Genomic DNA, 23,260 nt, shown 5'->3' on the forward strand with positions numbered 1-23,260 from the left:
GCGGTCACTGACAGCGGGTGCCGGATGTCCTCGGGAGGCCAAGAAAAGCACAGGTCAGCCCGTGTGGTGCGACGTGTCACACCGGCCGCTCCGCTCCGCCGTCCGGCCCGGGCTCTCCGGCGTCGCCCCCCGGCTGCTCCCGGCTGCCGGCGCTCACTCCACGACGTGCCGCCCCTCGGGCCGTGCGCTGCACGACGCGCGGAAGGCGCAGTGGGTGCAGTGCTGGCCCGTGGTCGGGGTGAACCGTTCGTCGAGGACCTTGCCGGCGGCCGTGGCCAGCAGGTCGCCGACCCACTCGCCCTCCGGCCCCTCCTGCGACTCCTGTGCCTGGACCTTGGGCAGGGTCTCCCCGCCGTCCCGCTTGGACGCGCCCTGGCGCAGGTGGACGAGTTCGGCGCCGCCCGGTTCGGGGCGTGCGCCGTCGAAGGCCTCGTCGACCGCGCCCTCGCGGACGGCGAGCTGGTAGACGGCGAGCTGGGGGTGGCGGGCCACCTCCGCGGACGTCGGCGCCTGTTTGCCGGTCTTGAAGTCGACGACGTAGGCGCGGCCGTCGCCGTCGGTCTCCACGCGGTCCATCTGGCCGCGGATGCGGACCTCGTAGTCGCCCGCCGCCAGGGTCACGTCGAAGTCGTGCTCGCTCGCCACGGGGGTGCGTCCGGCGCGGTCCATGACGTGCCACTTCAGGAAGCGTTCGAGCGCCACGCGCGCGTTGGCCTTCTCCTGCTCCGACTTCCACGGCGCGTCGAAGGCGAGCGCGTTCCACACGGAGTCCAGCCTCTCCATGAGGACGGCGAGGTCGGCCGGCGTGTGTCCGGAGGCCACCTCGTCGGCGAGTACGTGCACCACGTTGCCGAAGCCCTGGGCGGTGGTCGCCGGCGCGTCGGCCTTCACCTCACGGCCCAGGAACCACTGAAGGGCGCAGGTGTTGGCCAGCTGGTCCAGGGCGCTGCCGGAGAGCGTGACGGGCTGATCGCGGTCGCGCAGCGGGACCTTGCTCTCGGTCGGGTCCCACATGCCCCACCAGCGGTAGGGGTGGGCGGACGGCACCAGGGGCCGGCCGTCCTCGTCCGCCAGGGCGGCGAGGCGGGCCAGACGGCGGGCGGCGGCCTCTCTCAAGGGTGCGGAGACACGGGGGTCGACGGTGGTGGCGCGCAGCTCGGCGACGAGCGCCGCGACGGCGAGGGGGCGGCGCGGGCGGCCCGTGACGTCGGCGGGTTCGACGCCGAGCTCGGTCAGGAACCGGGAGGGCTGGTCCCCGTCGTCGGCCGGTGCCTTCACCGCGGTGACGACGAGCCGCTCCCGCGCGCGCGTGGCGGCCACGTAGAACAGGCGGCGCTCCTCGGCGAGCAGGGCTCCCGGCGTGAGGGGTTCGGCGAGTCCGTCGCGGCCGATCCGGTCGGCCTCGAGCAGCGAGCCGCGGCGGCGCAGATCCGGCCAGAGTCCTTCCTGGACGCCCGCCACGACGACCAGCCGCCACTCCAGCCCCTTGGCACGGTGCGCGGTCATCAGGCGGACGGCGTCGGGGCGGACGGCGCGCCGCGTGAGGGTGTCGGCCGCGATGTCCTCGGCGTCGATCTGCTCCAGGAAGTTCAGGGCGCCCCTCCCGCCGGTGCGCTCCTCCGCGCGGGCGGCCGTCGCGAACAGCGCGCACACGGCGTCCAGGTCGCGGTCGGCATTGCGTCCGGCCGCGCCGCCGCGCCGGGCGGAGCGTTCCAGGCGGCTGGGCCACGGGGTGCCGTTCCACAAGTCCCACAGCGCCTCCTCGGCGCTGCCGCCTCCCGCCAGTCGCTGGCGCGCCTTGCGGAGCAGAGCGCCGAGCCGCTGGGCACCGCGCGCGTAAGCGGGGTCGTGCACGGCGAGCCGCTCCGGCTCGGCCAGCGCCCGGGCGAGCAGTTCGTCCGAGGGCGGCGGCAGTGGGTTGCCGGCGGCGCGCTGCTCGTCGCGCAGGGCACGGCCGAGACGGCGCAGGTCTGCGGCGTCCATGCCGGCGAGGGGCGAGGTGAGCAGGGTGAGGGCGGTCTCGGTGGGGAGCCAGCACGGATCGTCCGCGCGGTGTTCGCGTTCACCGCGCGGGGGCTTCACCTCGGTGCCGGCGTCGGTGTGGGAGGCGGGGACGGGTACGGATTCGGCCTGCGCGGCCGTGCCGGGGGCGGCATCGGCGTCCGTCGTGCCCGGCACGTCCGCAGCCGTAGTGCCCGATGCGTCCGCACCCGTCGTGCCCGGCGCGTCCGCAGCCGTCCGACCCGGCGCGTCCGCACCCGTCGTGCCCGATGCGTCCGCACCCGTCGTCCCCGGCGCGTTGGCGGCACGGTCCGCGGGCGCGGCCTCGCCGAGGTCGCGCGTGCCCGTGGCCGGGTCGGGCAGCACGTCACCCGCCGAGCCCGCGCCCGCCCCGGGCTGCTCCCCCGATCCCGTCCCCGCCGCTGTCTCCGCCTCCGCCACGGCTCGCAGTGCGGTAAGCAGGGGTGCCACCGCGGGTTCGTGGCGCAGCGGAAGGTCGTCGCCGTCGATGTCCAGGGGGACACCGGCCGCGGTGAGGGCGCGGCGGAGCGTGGGGATGGTGCGTGCGCCGGCGCGCACCAGGACCGCCATGTCCCGCCACGGGACGCCGTCCTCCAGGTGCGCCCGGCGCAAAATGTCGGCGATGTTGTCCAGCTCGGTGCCGGACGTCGGGTACGTGTACGCCTCGACGCGCCCGCCGTCCCGTTCCGGGGTCAGCTCGCGGTGGGCGCGGACCTTGTCGGCGGGGAGGCGGGTCAGCGGCATGCGCTGGGTCAGGAGCCGGGTGGCGGCCAGCAGGGCGGCCCCGGACCGGCGTGAGGTCCGCAGCACCGCGACCGGCGCCGGGCTGCCGTCCGCGCGCGGGAAGGCGGCCGGGAAGTTCAGGATGCCGTTCACGTCGGCGCCCCGGAAGGCGTAGATCGACTGGTCGGGATCGCCGAAGGCGACGAGGGTGCGCCCGCCGCCCGCCAGGGCGTGCAGCAGCCTGACCTGGGCCGGGTCGGTGTCCTGGTACTCGTCGACGTACACCGCGTCGTACTGGGCGGTCAGGCGCGCGGCGACCTCGGGACGGCGGGCGAGGAGCACCGCGCGGTGGACCAGTTCCGCGTAGTCGAGCACGCCCTGGAGGTCGAGGACGTCGAGGTACTCGGCGAGGAAGACGGCGGCGGCACGCCAGTCGGGGCGGCCGATGCGCCGGGCGAAGGCCCCGAGCGCGTCCGGGCCCAGTCCCAGTTCGCGGCTGCGGGCGAGCACCGCGCGGACCTCGTCGGCGAAACCGCGGGTGGTCAGGCAGGCGCGCAGTTCGTCGGGCCAGCGCACGTGGGCGAGCCCGAGCCGCTCCAGGTCGGCTTGCCCGGCCAGCAGCTCGCGCACCGTCACGTCCTGCTCGGGGCCCGAGAGCAGCCGCAGGGGTTCCACGAACAGGTCGTTGTCCTGGTGGGCGCGGACCAGGGCGTAGCCGAAGGAGTGAAAGGTCGTCGCCCGGGGGGCCCGCGCGGCGCCGATGCGCACTGCCATCCGGTCGCGCAGTTCGACGGCCGCCTTGCGGCTGAACGTCAGCACCAGGATGCGCTCCGGGTCGCCGCCCCTGGCGATCCGGTCGGCCACCGACTCGACGAGGGTGGTGGTCTTGCCGGTGCCCGGCCCCGCCAGGACGAGCAGCGGTCCGGTCCGGTGGTCAACCACGGCGCGTTGTGCGGCGTCCAGACGAGGGGGGTCCACGCGCGCCGGCGGGGTACGCACCAGTCGGTAAGCGCCACGGCTCCCCCGCCGCACCTGGGGGTGCGGCGGGTGTCCGCTGGAGGAAGAGGAGCTCACGTGGTTCGCCGGTCCTGGTGGGTGTGCTGGTGGGCCGTCCGCGCCGCGGGCGGGGCGGTGGCCGCGGGATGAGGGGGACGCGTGCGGCCGACGCTACGCCGACGGAAGAGGCGGAAGCAGCGCTTCCCCTTCTTCCCTCTCGTCACTCGCGGCGCGGACGTCCCCTGCCCCACGAACGTACGTCATGCCACGGACATGCCCGAAGCGCCCGCTTTACCTCGTACGGATCACAGGTCACACACCGGCCGGTCGCATGGCGGAAGCTGTCAGGTGTGACCCCGTGCGCGTCCGCTGTTCCCCGGTGCACGTCCCCCGTGCCCCTGGACGCTCGTGCCGCCGTCCCACCGCGCCCGCTTCAGGTCGAGGCGCGGCAGGTGCCCCTCAGCGGCCCTGCTCGCCTCCTTCAGGGGCGTGCCCTCCTCGCGGTAGCGGTCGATCGCCTCCAGCTCGTGCCCCGCGAGCAGGACTCCGTCCGCCCGGACGACACGCCACCAGGGGACACCTCCGCCGTAGAGGGACATCACCCGGCCGACCTGGCGGGGTCCCCCCTCCTCCAGGTACTCGGCCACGTCTCCGTAGGTCATGACACGGCCGGGCGGAATCAGTTCCGTCACGTCGAGGACCCGCTCGGCGTACTCGGGCAGCGCGTCCGCGTTCTCCGGACGGACGCCGTCCGGAAGGCTCTGCTCGCTCATCCGCCCCATGGTGCCGCACTCCGCCGACAACGCGACGCACTCCCGAGGGCCCTCGTCCCTCGCCCGGAAGCGGCGCTTCGGGCAGACTGTGCGGCCCGCACGGGCACCCTGATGCCTGCCGAGGCCGACGCGGCATGCCACCATCGTGCGGGCGGTGACCAGTGATACGAGAGCAAGAAGAGGCGATGAGACAGCAGGGTGTGCACCCCGAGGACGCCGAGGGCACCTCTGACTCTTCGTCGCGCCCGGACACCGCGGACGCGGACGGCGGGAAGGCCGGCCAGCGGACGGCCGAAGGCCCGTCTGCGACGGCCGCCGACCCCGAGGACGTGGCCCACATCGACGAGGTCGAGGGCGACGAACCGCTGCTCCCCGCGCGCGTGCACCGCCCCTCCGACCTGGTACGCCTCCTGGTGGGCGTGCTCGCCGTCGCCGTGCTCCTCGCCATCGCCGCCTTCGCGCACGGCACCACCTCGGGCCTCGAACAGGACATCAACAAGGGCACCGGGCAGGCCCCCGACCTGCTCATCAAGATCGCGGGGCTGGCCTCCAGCATCGCGATCCTCCTGGTGCCGGTCGCCTTCGCGATCGAGCGGCTGATCAAACGGGACGGACTGCGGATCGCCGACGGCGTGCTGGCGGCGGTCCTCGCGCACGGAGTGACCCTCGCCACCGACCTGTGGGTCGCCAAGGCCGCCCCCGGCTCGATCCAGGAGGCGCTCACCCAGCCGTCGCCGGGCGACATCCACGCGCTGACCGACCCCGTGCACGGCTACCTCGCCCCGGTCATCGCGTACATGACGGCGGTCGGCATGTCCCGCAGACCCCGCTGGCGCGCGGTGCTGTGGATCGTGCTGCTCCTCGACGCCTTCTCGATGCTCGTCACCGGGTACACGACGCCGTTCTCGATCATCCTGACCGTCCTCATCGGCTGGACCGTCGCCTACGGCACCCTGTACGCCGTCGGCTCCCCCAACGTCCGCCCCACCGGCCGGACGCTGATGGCGGGCCTGCGGCACGTCGGCTTCCGGCCGGTGACCGCCGCCCGGCAGGAGGCGCCGTCGGACAGCGTCGAGACCGGTGACCGCGGCCGCCGCTATTTCGTCACCCTGGAGGACGGCCGGCCGCTCGACGTGACGGTGGTCGACCGGGAACAGCAGGCGCAGGGCTTCTTCTACCGCGCGTGGCGCAATCTGACCCTGCGCGGTTTCGCCACCCGCAGCAGCCTTCCCTCCCTGCGGCAGGCCCTGGAGCAGGAGGCGCTGCTCGCCTACGCGGCCATCGCGGCCGGTGCCAACGCCCCCAAGCTGATCGCGACGTCGGAGCTGGGTCCCGACGCCGTGATGCTGGTCTACGAGCACACCGGCGGGCGCTCCCTGGACTCGCTGGCGGACGAGGAGATCACCGACGACCTGCTGCGCGACACCTGGGAGCAGGTGCGGGCCCTGCAGTCCCGGCGCATCGCGCACCGCAGGCTGGTGGGCGACGCGATCCTGGTGGATCGTTCCGGCACGGTGATCCTCACCGATCTGCGCATCGGCGAGATCGCCGCCGGCGACCTGCTGCTGCGCATGGACGTCTCCCAGCTCCTGGTGACGCTCGGCCTGCGGGTCGGTGCCGAACGGGCGGTCGCGTCGGCGGTGGGTGTGCTCGGTCCCGACACCGTTGCGGACTGCCTGCCCATGCTCCAGCCCATCGCGCTCAGCCGCTCCACGCGCGCGACCCTGCGCAGGCTGGCGCGGGAACGGGCCCAGCGCGAGCGCGAGGCGGTCCTGGAGTCGTCCCGCCAGGCCAAGCTGGCCCGCGCGGAGGCTGCCGACGACGCCACGGGCCCCGCGTCCGGGAAGACCGACAAGTCGACTCAGGCCGACAAGCCGGACAAGAAGGCCGTACGCGCCGAGCAGCGGGCCGAGAAGCGGGCCGTGGACGAGGCCATCGAGGAGGCTCGCGAGGAGGATCTGCTCACCCTGATCCGCCACGCGGTGCTGCGCATCAGGCCGCAGGCTCCCGTCGAACCGGCCCGCCTGGAGCGGGTGCGGCCGCGCACGCTGATCAGCTTCATCGCCGGCGCGATCGGCGCCTACTTCCTGCTGACGCAGCTCACGCACATCGAGTTCGGCCCTCTGATCTCGAACGCCCAGTGGGGCTGGGTCGCCGCGGCCGTGCTGTTCTCGGCGGCGAGTTACGTCGCGGCGGCGATGGCACTGCTGGGCTTCGTACCCGAGCGAGTGCCCTTCCTGCGGACCGTGGCCGCGCAGGTCGCCGGGTCGTTCGTGAAGATCGTCGCTCCCGCGGCGGTCGGAGGCGTCGCCCTGAACACCCGCTTCCTGCAGCGTGCGGGCGTGCGCCCCGGGCTCGCGGTGGCGAGTGTCGGCGCGTCCCAGCTGTTCGGGCTCGGCTGTCACATCCTGATGCTGCTGTCCTTCGGCTATCTGACCGGTACCGAGAAGACGCCGTCGCTGTCGCCGTCCCGGACGGTCATCGCGGGCCTGCTGACCGTGGCGGTGCTGGTCCTCGTGGTGACGTCCGTGCCGTTCCTGCGCAAATTCGTCGTCACGCGCGTGCGGTCGCTTTTCGCCGGGGTCGTGCCGCGCATGCTGGACGTGCTCCAGCGACCGCAGAAGCTGGTCACCGGCATCGGCGGCATGCTGCTGCTCACCGCCTGCTTCGTGATGTGCCTGGACGCCTCGATCCGCGCCTTCGGCGACGACTCCTCGTCGATCAGTCTGGCGAGCGTCGCGGTCGTCTTCCTCGCGGGCAACGCGCTGGGATCCGCCGCGCCGACGCCGGGAGGTGTGGGCGCGGTGGAGGCGACGCTGACGGTCGGTCTGATCGCCGTCGGCCTCCCCAAGGAGGTCGCCGCGCCCGCGGTGCTGCTCTACCGGCTGCTCACCCTGTGGCTGCCGGTACTGCCGGGCTGGCTGTTCTTCAACCACCTCACGCGCAAAGAGGCGCTGTAACCGGACGCGGGAGAGGCGCTCCGTACCCCGTACGGCCCTGGCCCCGAGCAGGTGCTCCCGCGCGACCGCACGATGGACGCATGCCGATTCCCGCCCGGCTGCGCGCCGCCGCCCTGACCGCCACCGCCGTCACGCTGTCCGTCCTGCTGGCGGGCTGCGGCGGAGGAGCCCAGGAGGACGACGAGGACCTGGCCGGCCAGAAGCTCGACTGGAAGGACTGCCCGGCACCGTCCGAGGCCGAGGGTGGCGGCGCCGCCCCGTCCCCGCTGCCGGACGGCGACGAGTGGCAGTGCGCCACCATGAGGGCGCCGCTCGACTGGGACGATCCCGAGGGCGACACGATCGGCCTCGCGCTGATCCGGGCCGGGGCAGACGGCGAGGCGGACCGGCGGATCGGCTCGCTCGTCTTCAACTTCGGCGGGCCGGGCGGATCGGGCGTCACCACACTGCCCGCGTTCGGCCAGGACTACGCGAAACTGCGCACCCGCTACGACCTGGTCAGCTTCGATCCGCGCGGTGTCGGCCGCAGCGACCCCGTGGAGTGCCTGGACGACAAGCAGCTCGACACCTACTTCCAGCAGGACGCCACCCCCGACGACCGGGCCGAGCGCACGGAGTTGGTGGACAACACGGAGAAGTTCAACGCCGCTTGCGAGAAGAACTCGAAGAAGATCCTTCCGCATGTGCGCACGACGGACGCCGCCCGCGACATGGACCTGATGCGCCAGGTACTCGGTGACGAGAAGCTGTACTACTTCGGCATCTCCTACGGCACCGAACTCGGCGGCGTCTACGCCCACCTGTTCCCCAAGCACGTGGGCCGTGCCGTCTTCGACGCGGTGGTCGACCCGACGCAGACGGCGGAGCAGAGTTCGCTGGGTCAGGCGAAGGGGTTCCAGCTGGCGCTCGACAACTTCGCCGAGGACTGTGTGTCGAAGACGGAGGACTGCCCCATCGGGGACACGGCGGACGACGTCAAGGCACGCATCGCACGACTGCTGAAGGACCTCGACCGCAAACCGATCCCGGGCGTCTTCCCCCGCGAACTCACCGAGACCGCAGCGACCGGCGGCATCGCGCAGGCGCTGTACTCGAAGGACTTCTGGGAGTACCTCACCGAGGGCCTGGAGCAGGCGTACGACGGGGACGGGCGGGTCCTCATGGTCCTGTCGGACGCGTTGAACGGGCGCAACGAGGACGGCCAGTACAGCAACATCACCGCGGCCAACGTCGCCATCAACTGCGCCGACGACAAGCCGCGGTACGACACCGCGTACGTGGAACGCAAGCTGCCCGAGTTCCGGGACGCGTCCCCGCTGTTCGGCGACTTCCTCGCCTGGTCCATGCTCAGCTGCACCGACTGGCCGGTCGCCGGAGCCGCCGACCATCCGGACGTCGGCGCGGCCGGTGCGCCGCCGATCCTGGTGATCGGCAACACCGGCGACCCCGCGACGCCCTACGAGGGCGCGGGCCGGATGGCGGACGCGCTGGGCAAGGGCGTCGGCGTGGAACTGACCTACAAGGGCCAGGGCCACGGAGCCTACGACAGCAAGAACCGGTGCGTGCAGGACGTGGTGCACGGCTATCTGCTCGACGGCAAGGTACCGGCGGCCGGAACCGTGTGCTCCTGACCGCGGACGACGCCGGCGAATCGGTGAAATGGCAGGTCAGAAAGTTATCCACAGGCTTCGGCGGACGCTGCGCGCTCCACCTACCATGGCATCCATGCCGTCCGCCGCACGGTGCGGACGGCTTGCCAGGGGGGAGAGGACATGGCGCGTCTCACGAGGTGGACGGCTCTGACGGCCGCAGCGGCACTGCTGACGGCGGGCTGCGGCGGCGGTTCGTCCGACGAGGACAAGGACGACGGGGGCAGGAGCAGCGCGGGACCCACGGCGGCGGCGCCGTCCGGAGTGCCGAAGGCGCTGGCGTCCCAGACGCTCGACTGGACCCGCTGCAAGGGCAGCGACGACGCACCGGCGCCGGACGGCGACTGGCGGTGCGCCACGCTCAAGGCGCCGCTCGACTGGTCCGATCCGGATGGCGAGACGATCGATCTCGCGCTGATCCGGTCCAGGGCGAGCGGGGACGACCGCATCGGCTCCCTGCTGTTCAACTTCGGCGGCCCGGGCGGCTCCGGCGTCTCGATGATGCCGTCCTACGCCGACACCGTCTCCTCTCTGCACGAGCGGTACGACCTGGTGAGCTGGGACCCGCGCGGAGTGGCGGCCAGCGAGGGCGTCCGCTGCCGCTCCGACGAGGCGATCGAGGCCGCCGAGTCGGTGGACTCCACGCCGGACACCCCGTCCGAGGAGCAGGCGTATCTGAAGGACGCCGCCGACTTCGGCAAGGGCTGCGAGAAGGCCGCCGGCAAGCTCATGGAGCACGTCTCGACCACGGACACCGCCCGCGACATGGACCTGATGCGCCACGTCCTGGGCGACGAGAAGATGCACTACTTCGGCATCTCCTACGGCACCGAACTCGGCGGCGTCTACGCCCACCTGTTCCCCGAGCACGTGGGACGCGTGATCCTCGACGCCGTGGTGGACCCGAGCGCCGACACGATGGGCCACGCCGAGAACCAGGCCAGGGGCTTCCAGCGCGCGCTGGACGACTATCTGAAGTCGACCGGCCAGGAGCCCGAGCAGGGATCACGAAAGATCGCCGACCTGCTGAAGCGGCTGGACGCGGAGCCGCTGCCCACCTCCTCGCCGGGGCGCGAGCTGACCCAGACGCTCGCGCTCACCGGCATCGTGCTGCCGCTGTACAGCGAGAGCGGCTGGCCGGCGCTGACCAGTGCGCTGGAGGCGGCCGAGAAGGGCGACGGCTCCGAGCTGCTGGCGCTCGCCGACGGCTACAACGAGCGCGATCCCTCGGGGCGCTACGGCACGACGACCCACTCGCAGCGGGTCATATCGTGCCTGGACGACAAGCAGCGGCCGACCGTGACGGAGACGAAGAAGCTGCTGCCGAAATTCGAGGAGGTCTCGCCGGTCTTCGGCGCCTTCCTCGGCTGGGACACGGCCGGATGGTGCCACGACTGGCCGGTGGCCGGTCAGCACGAGACCCCGGAGGTGAGCGCGCCCGGCGCGGCCCCGATCCTGGTGGTCGGCAACACGGGCGACCCGGCCACGCCCTACGAGGGCGCCCAGCGGATGGCGGACGAGCTGGGCAAGGACGTCGGAGTGGTGCTGACCTGGGAGGGCGAGGGCCACGGCGCGTACGGGAGCGGGAGCGACTGTGTCGACTCGACGGTGGACGCTTACCTGCTGAAGGGGACGGTGCCGAAGGACGGCAAGGTCTGCTCATGACGGCGGCGGGGGCTTCGGGCACCTGCGGTGCGCGAAACCCCCGCCGTCCGGGAAGCGGATCCGGGAGCCGGTCAGTAGACGGGCTTCTCCGGCTCGATCTGGTTGACCCAGCCGATCACGCCGCCGCCGACGTGGACGGCGTCCGAGAAGCCGGCGGACTTGAGGACCGCGAGGACTTCCGCACTGCGGACACCCGTCTTGCAGTTCAAGACAATCTTCTTGTCCTGCGGAAGGCTCTCGAGGGCGGAGCCCATGAGGAACTCGTTCTTCGGGATCAGCCGGGCGCCCGGGATGGAGACGATCTCGAACTCGTTCGGCTCACGGACGTCGATGAGCTCGATGTTCTCGCCGTCGTCGATCCACTCCTTGAGCTGCTTGGGAGTGATCGTGGAGTCGGCGGCCGCCGCCTGGGCCTCCTCGGACACGACGCCGCAGAAGGCCTCGTAGTCGATGAGCTCGGTGACGGTCGGGTTCTCGCCGCAGACCGCGCAGTTGGGGTCCTTGCGGACCTTGACCTGGCGGTAGGTCATCTCCAGGGCGTCGTAGATCATCAGGCGGCCGACCAGCGGCTCGCCGATGCCCGCGAGGAGTTTGATGGCCTCGTTGGTCTGGATGGACCCGATGGACGCGCACAGCACGCCCAGCACGCCGCCCTCGGCGCAGGAGGGGACCATGCCGGGGGGCGGGGGCTCCGGGTACAGGCAGCGGTAGCAGGGCCCGTGCTCGGACCAGAAGACGGAGGCCTGGCCGTCGAAGCGGTAGATCGAGCCCCAGACGTAGGGCTTGTTCAGCAGCACGCAGGCGTCGTTGACCAGGTAGCGGGTCGCGAAGTTGTCCGTACCGTCGACGATCAGGTCGTACTGGCTGAAGATGTCCATCACGTTGTCGGCCTCGAGCCGCTCCTGGTGAAGGACCACGTCCACCAGCGGGTTGATGCCCTTGATGGTGTCACGGGCGGACTCGGCCTTGGGCCGGCCGATGTCGGCCTGGCTGTGGATGACCTGACGCTGCAGGTTCGACTCGTCGACCTCGTCGAACTCGATGATGCCGAGCGTGCCGACACCGGCTGCCGCCAGGTACATCAGAGTCGGCGAGCCGAGGCCGCCCGCGCCCACGGCGAGCACCTTCGCGTTCTTCAGCCGCTTCTGCCCGTCCATCCCCACATCGGGGATGATCAGGTGGCGGGAGTACCTGCGGACCTCGTCTACGGTGAGCTCGGCAGCCGGCTCGACCAGGGGTGGCAGCGACACGGGGACTCCGTTGATCGGTCAGTAATTACGGTTGTTCTGCCTGTAACACTGCCACGGCCTTTTTCATTCCGAGACACCCGTCCCGACTCGCGAGACGATTTCGTCCCAGTAGCCGGGCATCGTGTCCCAGGGGTCCGCGCGACCGCCGCAGTCCGTGCGGTCGGTGAAGTAGATCGTCGCGGCTCCCTGCCAGCGGGCGATGCGCAGCGCTTCCTCCAGGTGCCCGCGGGGCACCCCGTGGACCAAGTGGCAGAAGCGGTCGGGCGGATAGTCCGCGCTCCACTCGGCCGCCTGGGACCAGCGGTAGTCGGCCCAGGTTCCGGAGAAGGTGACGAGCTGGTCGGCGTTCTCGGCGTAGCCGGGGTACGGGTGGGTCCCGTGACCGAGGACGATGTGGGCATCGTCACGGATCGCCCGGAGGGTGCTCACCGTGCGGCGGACCTCGGGGAGGGCTGCGCGTTCCGACGGGCAGCGGTCGAGGAGGAAGCCGTCGACCTGGTACCAGTCGAGGTACCGGCGGGCGTCGGAGATCTGTTCGCCGAGGCTGCGGGCTCCGTAGGCGGCGTCGAGATGGCCGAGGACGCGCACGCCCGCGTTGCGCAGACGGCCGGTGGCCTCCAGGCAGCGCGGGTCGGGGTGGGCGCCGGGCCCGTCGGCGACGTTGAGGACGACCCAGTGCAGCGGGGTGCCCGGGCAGGTGAGGCCGGCCCACTCGTCGGGGGCGACGAGGGGGTGGGCCAGTCCCGGCACACCGAACCCGGTACGCACGCCGGTGCTCGCGACGCCTGTTCTTGTGCTGCCGGTGGTACCGGTGTTGGTGCTGGTCAGATGCGGCATGCCGCCTCCATCCAGATGTCGGCGAGGGACTCTTCGAGGGCGATCCGGGGCCGCCAGCCGAGCCGGTCGCGTGCGGTGCGCACATCGGCCTGCTGCCAGCTGCCGCAGCCGTCGGGGTACGGGTGGGGTGCCGGTGCCGCGTGTTCGGGCTCGCTGCGCTCGCCGCGGCCGCCGAGAGCGTCCGGGCGGTGGTGGCCGAGGCCGTCGGCCCGGTGGTGGCCGAGGGCGTCGACGCGGTGGCCGACGGACTCGGCGCGGGGGTGGCCGATGGTGGGCCGCAGGGCACCGGGAGGTCCGTCGAGTTCGTGCAGGGCGCCGCCGTAGCCGGCGACCCGGGCGAGGGTGGCGGCGGCGTCGCGCAGCCGGACGGCCCGGCCGGAGCCGATGTTGATGACGCCCTGGGCGGCCGAGAGCGAGGCCGCGTGCACCGCGCGGGCGACGTCGCGGACGTCGATGAAGTCGCGTTGGGCGCCGAGGCCGCCGAGGCGCAGTTCTCCGTCGCCCGACTGCATCGCACGCCGCATGGCCTCGGCGAGGCGGCCGAGTGGGGAGCCGGCGGGCGTGCCGGGACCCGCGGGCGAGAAGACACGGAGGACCACGGCGTCCAGACCGGAGCCGAGGACGAGTTCGGTCGCGGCGAGTTTGCTGACGCCGTAGGGGCCGCCCGGGCGGGGCACGGCGTCCTCCGCGGTGGAGGAGCCGGGCTGACTGGGGCCGTACTCCGCGCTGCAGCCGACCTGCACGAGGCGAGCGCCGCAGCCGCTGCGGCGCAGGGCCTCGCAGACGGTGGCGACGGCGACGGTGTTGTGCCGGGTGAGTTCGCGGGCCCCGCCCCGGGTGGTGCCCGCGCAGTTGACGACCACTCCGGGATGGACCGCGTCGAGGAACCGCGTGAGGGCGCCGGGGCTGCCCGTGGCGAGGTCGAAGCGGACGTCGGCGTCGTCACCGCGGCCGAGCGCGGTGAGCTGGACGGCGGGGTCCGCGAGGAGACGGTCGGCGACGAAGCGGCCGATGTAGCCGTTGGCTCCGATCAGCAGGACTCTCATCGGGCGGCTCCCGGTGCCGAGGCGTCGGGTCGGGAGGTGGTCATCTGGGGGCTCCTTCAAGGGGGGGATGCGAGGGTTTCGAGGACGTGTGCGTGGCGGTCGGTGCGCACGCTCACGGCGTTCGCTCCGTCGGCGCGTGGGCCGAGGCCCTGGTCAGCCGACGGGACGCGTGGACCAGCAGGGTCAGGGCGCCGATCCCGCAGGCGGCCGTCGGGACGCCGGCGACGCCGCAGGCGGCGACCAGCGCCTCCACGGGGGCGCTCAGGAGGCCGAAGCCGGGAAGGCGGCCGGCGAAGAGTGTGGCCAGGGCGGCCGCCTCGGCGGCGGCCGTGGCGGTGAGGACGAGCGTGGCGGCGTGGGCGTGACCGTGCACGGTGAGCAGCCGGGCGAGCAGCAGCAGGGCGCCCAGGGTGAGGGCCTGGGGATGGGCGGCGGGCTCGCCGAGCGCGGCGCCGGTCAGCGCGAGCAGCGCCGCGAGGGCTCCCGTGTACAGGGCGAACGCCCCAAGCAGCAGGGGCCGTACGGAGGCGGAGAAGTCGGCCAGGCCCCGGCTGGAGGCCAGCTTGCGGCGTGCGCCGGCGACGAAGAGGTGGGCGCATCCGACCGCGGGCGCGTAGGACAGCGCAAGGGCCAGGACGGGAACGACGGTGACGGGCCACGGGCCGGCGGCGGAGCCGTTGGGGAGGCCGTCGGGTCCGCCGGTGACGGCGTTGCGGAGGAGTCCGTCGCCGAGGAGGGCGTAGCCGACGAGCCAGCAGGTCCAGGCGCTGGTGCCGCGCGTCGCGGAACTCAGCGGCCCGCGCCGCAGTGCCGCGCCGAGGACCAGGGCCACCGCGAGGACGCCGACGGCGGCGGCGATCAGGCGCGGCCTGCCGTCACTGAGGCGCAGGCCGGCCACGGCGGCGGCGCACACCACGCCGGGCAGCACGGCGAGGACGAACCCGGCGGCACGTGGCCCGCTCGGCCGGGGCGCCGGTGCGTCCTCGGTGCGGGCCGGGGTGTCGCCGTCGCGCGGGACACGGGCGTACATCTCCTCGGCGAGGGAGAAGACGTCCCGGTGGCGAAAGCGCGCGGCGGTGCGGTCGGTGACGCCGTGCGCCTCCAGACCCGCCGCGATCTCCAGCGGGTCCACGGCGCGTTCGCACAGGTCGCGGTGCCGGTGCAGCAGCCCCTTGACGGGGTCCGCGGCGGAGCGGCCGATGCCGCTCATCGGGCCGCCCCCTCGGGCGCCGGTACCGGAGCCGTGGCGCGGACCGGGCCGTCCGTGGCCCAGCCCGGAGGACCGTTCCGGGGCTCACCGGCACCACCCCTGGCCGCGACCCGGGCCACGGGATCGCTCCAGCGGCCGGGGACGTGGGCCTCGGCGGGGACACCGAAGGGCAGGGGCTCGCCGGTGTCGTCGAGGACGACTCGGCGTACCGGGGTACGCGAGAGGATCTCCAGGTAAATGCCGTGAAATGCCGCGACGTTCTGCTCGACGGTGAACAGCTCCAGTGCGCGGGCACGCGCGGCGGCGCCCAGTCGTTCCCGGCGCTCGGGGTCGCGCAACAGCGCGACACACGCCTCGGCGAGCGCCCGCGGGTTGCGCGGGGGCACGACGAGTCCGGTGCCGCCGATGGCCTCCACCACCGCGCCGACGTCCGTCGACACGGTCGCGCGGCCGCAGAACATGGCCTCGACGAGCCCGGACGGAAACCCTTCGACGACGCTGGAGAGCACCACCAGGGCGCCCGCCGCGTACGCGTCGGCACGGGACGGCAGTTCGGGCCCTCCGATCTCCTCGAAGGAGACCGGGTTGCGGCCTACCGCGTGCGGGCCGTCGGCCTCGTCGGGGAAGAGCTGCGCGGCCAGCCCCTTGCAGTGGGCGAGGTAGGCGGCGCCTTCCGGCCCGGAGGGGGTGCCGACGATCCTGAGGCGCGCCGCGGTCTCCGCCCTGCGGATCTCCGCGAAGGCGTGCAGCAGCGAGACCAGGTCCTTGGCCGGCTCGACGCGTCCGACCCAGACGAGGGTCTGCGGGTCGGCGCACTCCGGGAACTCTCCGGCCTCCGCGAAGGGGGTCGCGTCCATACCCGGGTGGACCGTGCGGAGCTTGGCGCGGTCGGCCCCGCACCGCTCCTGCCAGCGGCGTGCGTGCGTGTTCCCGGGGGTGATCACGGCCGCGCGGCGGTAGGTCTCGGCGGCCAGCCGACCGTGGAAGGCGGCGAGCAGGGCCCGTATCGCGGGCGAGGAATCGGGTTCCGTCAGGTAGTGCGTCCGCAACCGTACGCCGTACTCGGTCACGAGCAGGGGGACGTCGCAGAAGTGCCGGGCGAGCAGGCCGGGCAGGGCGGCGGTGCCGCCGGAGGCCGCGTGGCACAGGTCCACCGAGCCGAGGTCGTCGTCCTCGTACCAGTCCAGCGACAGGGGGCGCAGGGCGCGTTCGAGGCGGGCGGCGACGGTCAGCAGGTCGGGAACGCGCGCCTCGCGTGCCGAGCGGTGGGCGCCGGGCGCGCGACAGGCGCGCTCCAGGGCGCGTACGGCGGTCTCCGAGCGGAGTGCGGCGGGCAGCCCGCCCTCGTCGCGGGCGAGTTCGGCGAGGCCGTACAGCGCACTGGCGAAACGGTCCGCCTCAAGGGCCGACCGGTCTTCCGACGCCTCCGCCGACTCCCCGCCCGGGCCGTCGCCCCGGCCTCCGCCCAGCCGAGCGCCCGGGTCTCCGGACAGGCGAGCGCCCGGGTCTCCGGGCAGACCTGCGGACGGGTCACCGGGGGCGCCGGTGCACAGGGCCATGGCCAGCTCGCCGTAGGACTCGGCGAAGCGCCGACGCGCGCGCCGTCCGTGGACGATCCCGTCGTCCACGGTCTCCCACAACGGAGCGGTGCGCACCCGGCCGACCTGCGGCGGCAGCGGAACCCAGCCCTCGGCCTCCTCCCGCTCACTGCGGCTGAGGGCGTAGACGTCGAACTCGTGCTGCTCCAGCCCGCGCACGAGCCGCTCGCACCAGAGCCCGGCCTCACCGCTCACATACGGATAGCCACCCTCCGTAAGCAGTCCGATGCGCACGCGCGCACCCCCGATCTCCCGTTTGGGGAGCCGCCGTTGGCCCGGCGGCTCGCAGCGGGACGAACGTATGCGGACAAGGAGGTGGCGCGATGGACGGTTGTCCATCGCGCCACCAAAAGGGGTGAACGGTCGTAACTTTCCCGTGCGATACGCGTTCGGTCGCGCTAAGAGATCATGTGGTCACCTAATGTGATGCCCAGGCCCGACCCGTCCGGTCAACTGTTGGGGAAGGCCCAGGGGTTCGGACGGCAGTCGATTCCGTCGTGGTCGATGAACTTCGTCTGCTGCTGCATGACCGGGGCGAGTTCGCCGTCCTTGTCGCAGGTCACGTGGTTGAACCCGATGCGGTGACCGACCTCGTGGTTGATCAGCATCTGGCGGTACGCGTAGATCGCGTCACCGTAGGGCTCGGCACCCTGCGCCCACCGGTAGGCGTTGATCATCACCCGTTGGGTGGCGGCCGAGTCGCAGGACACGTTGTCCTCGGTGGTGTCCAGGCCGGACTTGGCGCACCACTCGGCGGTGGTCCCGGGGCTGGCCAGCGTGATGACGAAGCTGGGCTGCCCCGACTCGATGCGCTCGAAGGTGCGGGCGCCGTTGTGGGACCAGCTCCGGTTGTCGTTGAGCGTCTTCTGCACGGCGTCAGCGAAGAGTTGGCCGTCGAGGCCGAGCCCCTGTTCCACGTCCACGCGATAGGTGTACCGCTCCCCCTTCCCGGTCCCCTTGGCGATGCCCGGGATCGCGTCGAACTTCCCCGAGCCCTTGAGCGTGGCGCTGAGCGGGTACGTCCGGCCCATCTTCTGCTCGTACGTCAGCGGCTTCGCGGACGCCGACGCGGAGGGCGTCGGCCGTTCGTCGTCCCGTGACGCGGGGTCGTGGGCGCCCCGGGCCTGTTCGGCGGCGGACTGGGAGCGCATGTCGTCCCCGTCCGACCCGTCGGCCACCTGGCCGGCCACGACGACGGCCAGCACGGTGGTGACGGCGGCCGCCGCGATACCGGTGAAGGTCCGGCCCTTGGCGCCCTTGGTCGGCGCGGGCTCACCCGTGGGCGACGGGTCGTCGGCATCGTCGGCGACCCCGCCGCCGCCGTCCCCGTGCCCGTCGGAGCCCGCGTCGGCGGCGCTCCAGTCGGTGACGGAGGCGTACGGATCGGCGGGCGGCACGCCGGGGGTACGACGCGTGGGGCGGGCCGCGAAGACGTCGTCGCCCTCGTCGAAGGCGTCGAGGTAGTCCTGCCGCGGCCCCCCTTGGGGCGCCTGCCGCTGCCGCGGGAAGGGCGCGGACGGAGCGGACGGCCCCTGGGGCGACGCCGGTGCGAAGGACCCGGGGACGGCGCCGGCGCGCGGCCCCGTCCCGGTTCCGTGCCCCGGACCGGTCCGGCCGCCCAACTCGCCCCAGCCGCCCCCCGGTTCACGCTGCTCGGGGTGACCGCCCCGCACCCTGGGCACACCCTGCGCCGGGGTGCCGTCGGGGTACCCGGGTACGCCGCGGGCGGGCGTACCGTCGGGAAACCTCGCGTGCGGTCCCTGCGCCCCGCGGGGCCCGTAGGACCCAAAGGACTCCTGCGGCCCATGCGGTCCAAGCGGCTCGCGCGACCTCTGCGGCTCGCGCGGCCCGTACGGTTCATGCGACCCGTTGGCCCCTTGGGGCCCGTGCGCCCCCTGCGGCTGCTGCGGCGTCCCGTCCGGGCGCCGCGGGTCAGGGGCCCGCGCGGCCCGGTTCCGGCGTGTTGCGGCGTCGTCCGCCGCGTCGGCCTTGGGGGCGGGCCCGCGACGGCTGTGGCGTCCCACGTCGCGCCTCAGCCTCCTGTGGTCTGGTTGGCGGGCTCGCCGTCGACGGCCCCGTCGGTCCTCTCGCCACCCGCCGGATTCCCGCTGTCCACGGCACCCGAGCCGTCCGCGGCGTCCGCGGTGGTCGCGGCCGTCGCGGTGTCCGCGAGGAGCTCACGGAACGCCGTGGCCACGGCCTCCGGATACTCCATCATCGCCACGTGTCCCGCGTCCGGCAGGGTCAGCAACCGGGAGTCGCGGAACGCGCGGGCAGCCCGCTGGGCCATGCGGTAGCCGACGAGTTGGTCGCGTCCACCGTAGACCAGGAGCGTGGGTGCGAGAACCCGCTCGGCTTGTCGCCACAGTCCTTGCTGGCCGCCCACCGTGTACGCGTTGACGATCCCGCGGGCGGAACGCGCCATCGCGTCCCAGAAGTACGGCTGCCGCAGCCGCCGCTCCATTTCCTCCACGGCAGCACGGAAACCTTCCTGCGTCACCCGCCCCGGGTCGCCGTAGCAGAGCGCCCTCACGCCGCGGACCCGCTGCTCGGCCGTCCACTCGCGGGTGAGCCGGTTGAACAGCTGCACCACCCCCGGCACTGCCAGCAGTCCCGTCGGCAGGGCGCTGCGCTGCACGCGGATCTCCGGCAGCGCGGGCGAGACGAGGGTCAGCGTCCGCACCAGGTCGGGCCGTGCCGCGGCGACACGGGTCGCGACGGCGCCGCCGAGCGAGTTCCCGAGGAGGTGCACGGGGCCTCGCCCGGCCGCGTCGAGATGGCGGACGACCGCGCGCGCGTGGCCCGTGATCGAGTAGTCGCCGTCGTCCGGCGGCGGGGAGTCGCCGAAACCGGGCAGGTCGAGGGCCTCGCTGTCGACGACGCCGTCCAGCAGCGGCATGAGCGCGGACCAGTTCTGCGAGGAGCCGCCGAGGCCGTGGACGTAGAGAGCCGGCGGCAGGCCTTCCCGGGCGGGCGGCCTCGACCGCACCGTCAGGGTGATTCCGGGGAGGCGGACCGACCGCAGCCGCTCCCCGTCCGCGACCCCGACGGCCGCGACCTTCGGCAGCGCGTTGGCGGGCGGCACGGACGGCGGCTCGGTCGAAGGCATGTGCCAATGTTACGAGACGATCACGCAGTGGCTCATGTGTTCGCAGTCACAGGTGATGCCGCGACGGCGCACGGACGGGGTACGGACGGGGTACGGATACCGGCGACGCATGCCGTCCGGATACCTGGCGACGCATGGCGTCCGGATCGGGTGTCTCCTACGCTCGTGAAGTGGGCACCCGCGTGTGGCCCCTGCATCCCAGGGACGTTCGTAGGAAGGGAGCCCAGGATGACCGTCGACCCGACCGACCCCGAGACCTTCGACCACGAGGCAGCGGAAGCGGAGGAACGCGACGTGGAGGCACCGGACGCCGACACGGCCGAGCAGCGGGCGGACGTCGGACAGGAGCGCGACGAACCGCTGACGGGCGTCGAGCCGGACCGCGCCAACGAGGCCGACCTGGCCGAGCAGGCCCGGGTCGTCTCGCAGGACGAGGACGACTACCGCTGAGACGGGCCCCGCCGGACGGTCTCGTCGGACAGCAAGGGAGGCCGATCTTTGCCCGGCCTGAGTCCTTTTGAAACCTGTTGTGCGGCTTTCGCCACCGTCCGGTCCGTGAAATTCTGCGCTCGCAGCACCCACACCACGGTTACCGAAAAGTACGATGTCGACGCGGCGCACACCGCACGAGGACGACTATGGGAGGCGGCGTGACAGCCATCGAGCAGACAGAGGCGGTACGCCCGCGGGGCACACGCCTTCCCCGCCGAGCCCGACGCAACCAGCTGCTGGGCGCCGCACAGGAAGTGTTCGTCGCCCAGGGTTACCACGCGGCCGCGATGGACGACATCGCCGAGCGCGCCGGCGTCAGCAAGCCGGTGCTCTACCAGCACTTCCCCGGCAAGCTCGACCTCTACCTCGCCCTGCTGGACCAGCACTGCGAGGCGCTGATCCAGTCCGTGCGCAGCGCGCTCGCGTCGACCTCCGACAACAAGCAGCGCGTCCGGGCGACGATGGACGCGTACTTCGCGTACGTCGAGGACGACGGCGGCGCCTTCCGCCTGGTCTTCGAGTCGGACCTGACCAACGAGCCCGCCGTGCGCGAGCGCGTGGACAAGGTCACCAACGAGTGCGCCGAGGCGATCTGCGACGTCATCGCCGAGGACACCGGCCTCTCGCGCGCCGAGTCGATGCTGCTGGCCTCGGGGCTGGGCGGCCTCGCGCAGGTGGTGGCACGTTCCTGGCTGCACAGCGACCGCAGCGTCCCCCGCGACCAGGCGGTCCAGCTGCTGACCTCGCTGGCCTGGCGGGGCATCGCGGGCTTCCCGCTGCACGGCACCGAGCAGCACTGAGCGCGGAGGACGGGTTCTGTTCCCGCCGGCTGTTCGCTCCTGGCGTTCTCCGGCGCCGCGTGTACGTCCCCTCACCGGGCTAATGTGTGCTGGTACGGCGCGGAAGATCGCGCACTTGATGACCGTCGGAGGGACATAGCCGTGGAGGTCAAGATCGGCGTGCAGCACGCGCCCCGCGAGATCGTTCTGGAGAGCGGTCAGAGCGCCGAGGAGGTCGAGCGCGTGGTGGGCGAGGCGCTGGCCGGCAAGTCGCAGCTGCTGAGCCTCGTGGACGAGCACGGCCGCAAGGTCCTGGTGCCGGCCGACCGTCTCGCCTACGTCGAGATCGGTGAGCCGGCTCCGCGCAAGGTGGGCTTCGGCGCTCTGTAGTCGGCGACGCGGACGACACACGCAGGCGGGTGGGGCCCGGCGGAGATCTCCGCCGGGCCCCACCCGCTTCCGCGTTCCCGTGCCGGTACCCACTCCCGTCCACGGACCGAGCACAGTTCACCCACAGGGGGAGGATTGTGTTCCGCAGGTCAGGGGTAAGTCGGCTGTGACCGTTTGGGGCAGGCCGGCCATGTGGGAGGGACCCCGACATGCTCTTGGAAGCGCTCAGCGCCGCAATCCTCGGCCTTGCCCTGGCATGGGCCGCCGCGCACCGTCTGCCCCACCGCCTGCCCGCCCGCCTCCTGGTCCTGCCGACCGGTGTCGCCGGGGCCCTCTTCGGGGCGTTCGTCACGCACACCGCGCTGGGCGCCGGGGGCTTCCTGCTGGTTCTCCTGGGTTCGGCGACGCTCTGCGCGGCCTCGCTGTCGTTGCTGCTGCGCCCCGCGGGAAGACTCCGCCGCAGCTCGGCGACCGCCTGACGCAGCCGCCGCAGCTCGGCGACCCGCTGACGCAGCCGCCCGCGGCGGATCGAGGTCCGGGGGCGGCAGAGGCGACGGAGGTCAGGCGGCCAGCCCCAGCGCCGCCATCCGCTTCGTGTGCGCCTCGGTGATCCGGGAGAACATCTTGCCGACCTCCGCCAGGTCGAAGCCGTCCGCGACCCCGCCCACGAGCATCGTCGACAGCGCGTCCCGGTCGGCCACCACCCGCTGGGACTGCGAGAGCGCCTCCCCCATCAGCCGCCGGGCCCACAGCGCGAGCCGTCCGCCCACCCGCGGGTCGGCGTCGATCGCCGCGCGCACCTTCTCCACGGCGAAACCGGCGTGCCCGGTGTCGTCGAGCACGGCGAGGACCAGCTCGCGGGTGTCCGTGTCGAGGCGGGCGGCGACCTCGCGGTAGAAGTCGCTGGCGATGGAGTCGCCGACGTAGGCCTTGACGAGCCCTTCGAGCCAGTCGGAGGGGTCGGTCTGCTTGTGGAAGCCGTCGTAGGCGGCCACGAACGGCTCCATGGCTCCGGTCGGCTCCTCGCCGATCTCGGCCAGCCGGTCGCGCAGCCGCTCGAAGTGGTGGAACTCCGCGGACGCCATCTTCGCCAGCTCCGCCTTGTCCGCCAGCGTGGGCGCCAGCTTGGCGTCCTCCGCGAGCCGCTCGAACGCCGCCAGCTCGCCGTACGCGAGCGCGCCGAGCAGGTCCACGACCGCGGCGCGGTACTGCGGGTCGGCCGCGGCCGACTCCCAGTCGCGGGCGGCGACCGGGGTGGCTGCGGCGGTACCGGCGTTTCCGTCGGTTGCAGCGGTCTCGGTGGGTGCGTCTGCGGCGGTGCCAGGCTTGTCAGAGCTCGTCATGCAGCGCACAATAGCCCGCTCCCCGGCGGTGGTAAGGCCCTGGTCAGTCAGTGTGACGACGACTACGTGAGCAAATCGGCCATCGCATGTGCGCGAATCCGGGGTATGGTGGTAATGCGCCTGCCGAGTATGTGACGTACGGGTACGTGACATCGTCGTCGGGCCGCACGCATGAGGATGCCCGGTCGGTGGCCCGATCGGCTCCGACCCGACAGCCCTCCTGCCGTACGCCGAACTGCGTACGGAGCCCGGAGGGGGACCCTCAGTGGTACGAGCGCTGGAGCGTCGACAGAGGTCCCGTGTCCTACGGCTCATCCGTAAGGCAGCCGACGTCCCCGACACGGTCCGGCACGACCCGCGCGCTCGCCTCGCACCACGTACACAGAAGAGGCAGCACCCTGACTACGACGTTCCGATC

17 protein-coding genes are annotated in these 23,260 nt (G+C 72.9%); 7 read left to right on the forward strand and 10 right to left on the reverse strand.

What is annotated here, in order from left to right; genetic code table 11:
* Positions 1–153: 153 nt before the first annotated feature.
* Both D1J63_RS12475 and D1J63_RS12485 read right to left on the reverse strand, forming a co-directional pair.
* Positions 154–3,819 (reverse strand): ATP-dependent DNA helicase, encoded by a 3,666-nt coding sequence (locus D1J63_RS12475; protein WP_206436766.1) that lies wholly within the window; start codon positions 3,817–3,819, stop codon positions 154–156.
* Positions 3,820–4,085: 266 nt separating this feature from the next.
* Entirely contained in the window at positions 4,086–4,514 is a 429-nt protein-coding gene (locus D1J63_RS12485; RefSeq protein ID WP_276323111.1) for an MGMT family protein, read from the reverse strand.
* A gap of 185 nt (positions 4,515–4,699) precedes the next feature.
* Between D1J63_RS12485 and D1J63_RS12490 the strand changes: the two genes are divergently transcribed.
* The 3 genes from D1J63_RS12490 to D1J63_RS12500 all read left to right on the forward strand — a co-directional run bounded on the left by D1J63_RS12490 (position 4,700) and on the right by D1J63_RS12500 (position 10,788).
* The gene (locus D1J63_RS12490; protein ID WP_125628939.1) at positions 4,700–7,474 is read left to right on the forward strand and encodes a lysylphosphatidylglycerol synthase transmembrane domain-containing protein; all 2,775 of its coding nucleotides are present in this window, start codon (positions 4,700–4,702) and stop codon (positions 7,472–7,474) included.
* Positions 7,475–7,554: 80 nt separating this feature from the next.
* Positions 7,555–9,105, forward strand: a complete 1,551-nt coding sequence (locus D1J63_RS12495) for an alpha/beta hydrolase (RefSeq protein ID WP_125628940.1) — start codon at positions 7,555–7,557, stop codon at positions 9,103–9,105.
* 141 nt (positions 9,106–9,246) lie between these two features.
* Complete coding sequence (locus D1J63_RS12500; RefSeq protein ID WP_125628941.1) at positions 9,247–10,788, forward strand: alpha/beta hydrolase; 1,542 nt, start codon at positions 9,247–9,249, stop codon at positions 10,786–10,788.
* A gap of 71 nt (positions 10,789–10,859) precedes the next feature.
* Here the strand turns inward: D1J63_RS12500 and moeZ are convergent, their stop codons facing one another.
* The 7 genes from moeZ to D1J63_RS12535 form a co-directional block, all read right to left on the reverse strand.
* The gene (gene moeZ, locus D1J63_RS12505; RefSeq protein ID WP_061442663.1) at positions 10,860–12,038 is read right to left on the reverse strand and encodes an adenylyltransferase/sulfurtransferase MoeZ; all 1,179 of its coding nucleotides are present in this window, start codon (positions 12,036–12,038) and stop codon (positions 10,860–10,862) included.
* A gap of 63 nt (positions 12,039–12,101) precedes the next feature.
* A complete protein-coding gene (locus tag D1J63_RS12510) occupies positions 12,102–12,875 on the reverse strand; it encodes a spherulation-specific family 4 protein (RefSeq protein ID WP_125628942.1) in 774 nt (257 codons plus the stop codon).
* Positions 12,863–13,921: an NAD-dependent epimerase/dehydratase family protein gene (locus D1J63_RS12515; protein WP_125628943.1), complete on the reverse strand. Its 1,059-nt coding sequence runs from the start codon at positions 13,919–13,921 to the stop codon at positions 12,863–12,865. Before D1J63_RS12515 ends, D1J63_RS12510 begins: the two co-directional genes overlap by 13 nt.
* A 112-nt stretch (positions 13,922–14,033) precedes the next feature.
* Positions 14,034–15,131: a hypothetical protein gene (locus D1J63_RS12520; protein WP_125628944.1), complete on the reverse strand. Its 1,098-nt coding sequence runs from the start codon at positions 15,129–15,131 to the stop codon at positions 14,034–14,036.
* A complete protein-coding gene (locus D1J63_RS12525) occupies positions 15,128–16,963 on the reverse strand; it encodes a DUF3492 domain-containing protein (protein WP_125628945.1) in 1,836 nt (611 codons plus the stop codon). Before D1J63_RS12525 ends, D1J63_RS12520 begins: the two co-directional genes overlap by 4 nt.
* A 215-nt stretch (positions 16,964–17,178) precedes the next feature.
* A complete protein-coding gene (locus D1J63_RS12530; protein WP_125628946.1) occupies positions 17,179–18,753 on the reverse strand; it encodes a DUF3152 domain-containing protein in 1,575 nt (524 codons plus the stop codon).
* A gap of 8 nt (positions 18,754–18,761) precedes the next feature.
* Entirely contained in the window at positions 18,762–19,838 is a 1,077-nt protein-coding gene (locus D1J63_RS12535; protein WP_125628947.1) for an alpha/beta hydrolase, read from the reverse strand.
* 228 nt (positions 19,839–20,066) lie between these two features.
* Here D1J63_RS12535 and D1J63_RS12540 point away from each other — a divergent pair, with 228 nt between their 5' ends.
* From D1J63_RS12540 to D1J63_RS12555, 4 genes are all read left to right on the forward strand, one after another.
* Positions 20,067–20,288: a hypothetical protein gene (locus D1J63_RS12540; RefSeq protein ID WP_125628948.1), complete on the forward strand. Its 222-nt coding sequence runs from the start codon at positions 20,067–20,069 to the stop codon at positions 20,286–20,288.
* 200 nt (positions 20,289–20,488) lie between these two features.
* Complete coding sequence (locus D1J63_RS12545; RefSeq protein WP_030400709.1) at positions 20,489–21,130, forward strand: TetR/AcrR family transcriptional regulator; 642 nt, start codon at positions 20,489–20,491, stop codon at positions 21,128–21,130.
* Between the two features lie 141 nt (positions 21,131–21,271).
* Positions 21,272–21,499, forward strand: a complete 228-nt coding sequence (locus D1J63_RS12550; RefSeq protein ID WP_007444428.1) for a DUF3107 domain-containing protein — start codon at positions 21,272–21,274, stop codon at positions 21,497–21,499.
* A gap of 209 nt (positions 21,500–21,708) precedes the next feature.
* The gene (locus tag D1J63_RS12555) at positions 21,709–21,978 is read left to right on the forward strand and encodes a hypothetical protein (protein ID WP_102930306.1); all 270 of its coding nucleotides are present in this window, start codon (positions 21,709–21,711) and stop codon (positions 21,976–21,978) included.
* Positions 21,979–22,059: 81 nt separating this feature from the next.
* On the opposite strand, the gene D1J63_RS12560 is transcribed toward D1J63_RS12555, so the two are convergent.
* Positions 22,060–22,842, reverse strand: a complete 783-nt coding sequence (locus D1J63_RS12560) for a ferritin-like domain-containing protein (RefSeq protein ID WP_125628949.1) — start codon at positions 22,840–22,842, stop codon at positions 22,060–22,062.
* Positions 22,843–23,260 lie beyond the last annotated feature (418 nt).

The sequence above is a fragment of the Streptomyces sp. KPB2 genome, assembly GCF_003950055.1.
Lineage (GTDB): Bacteria > Actinomycetota > Actinomycetes > Streptomycetales > Streptomycetaceae > Streptomyces > Streptomyces salinarius.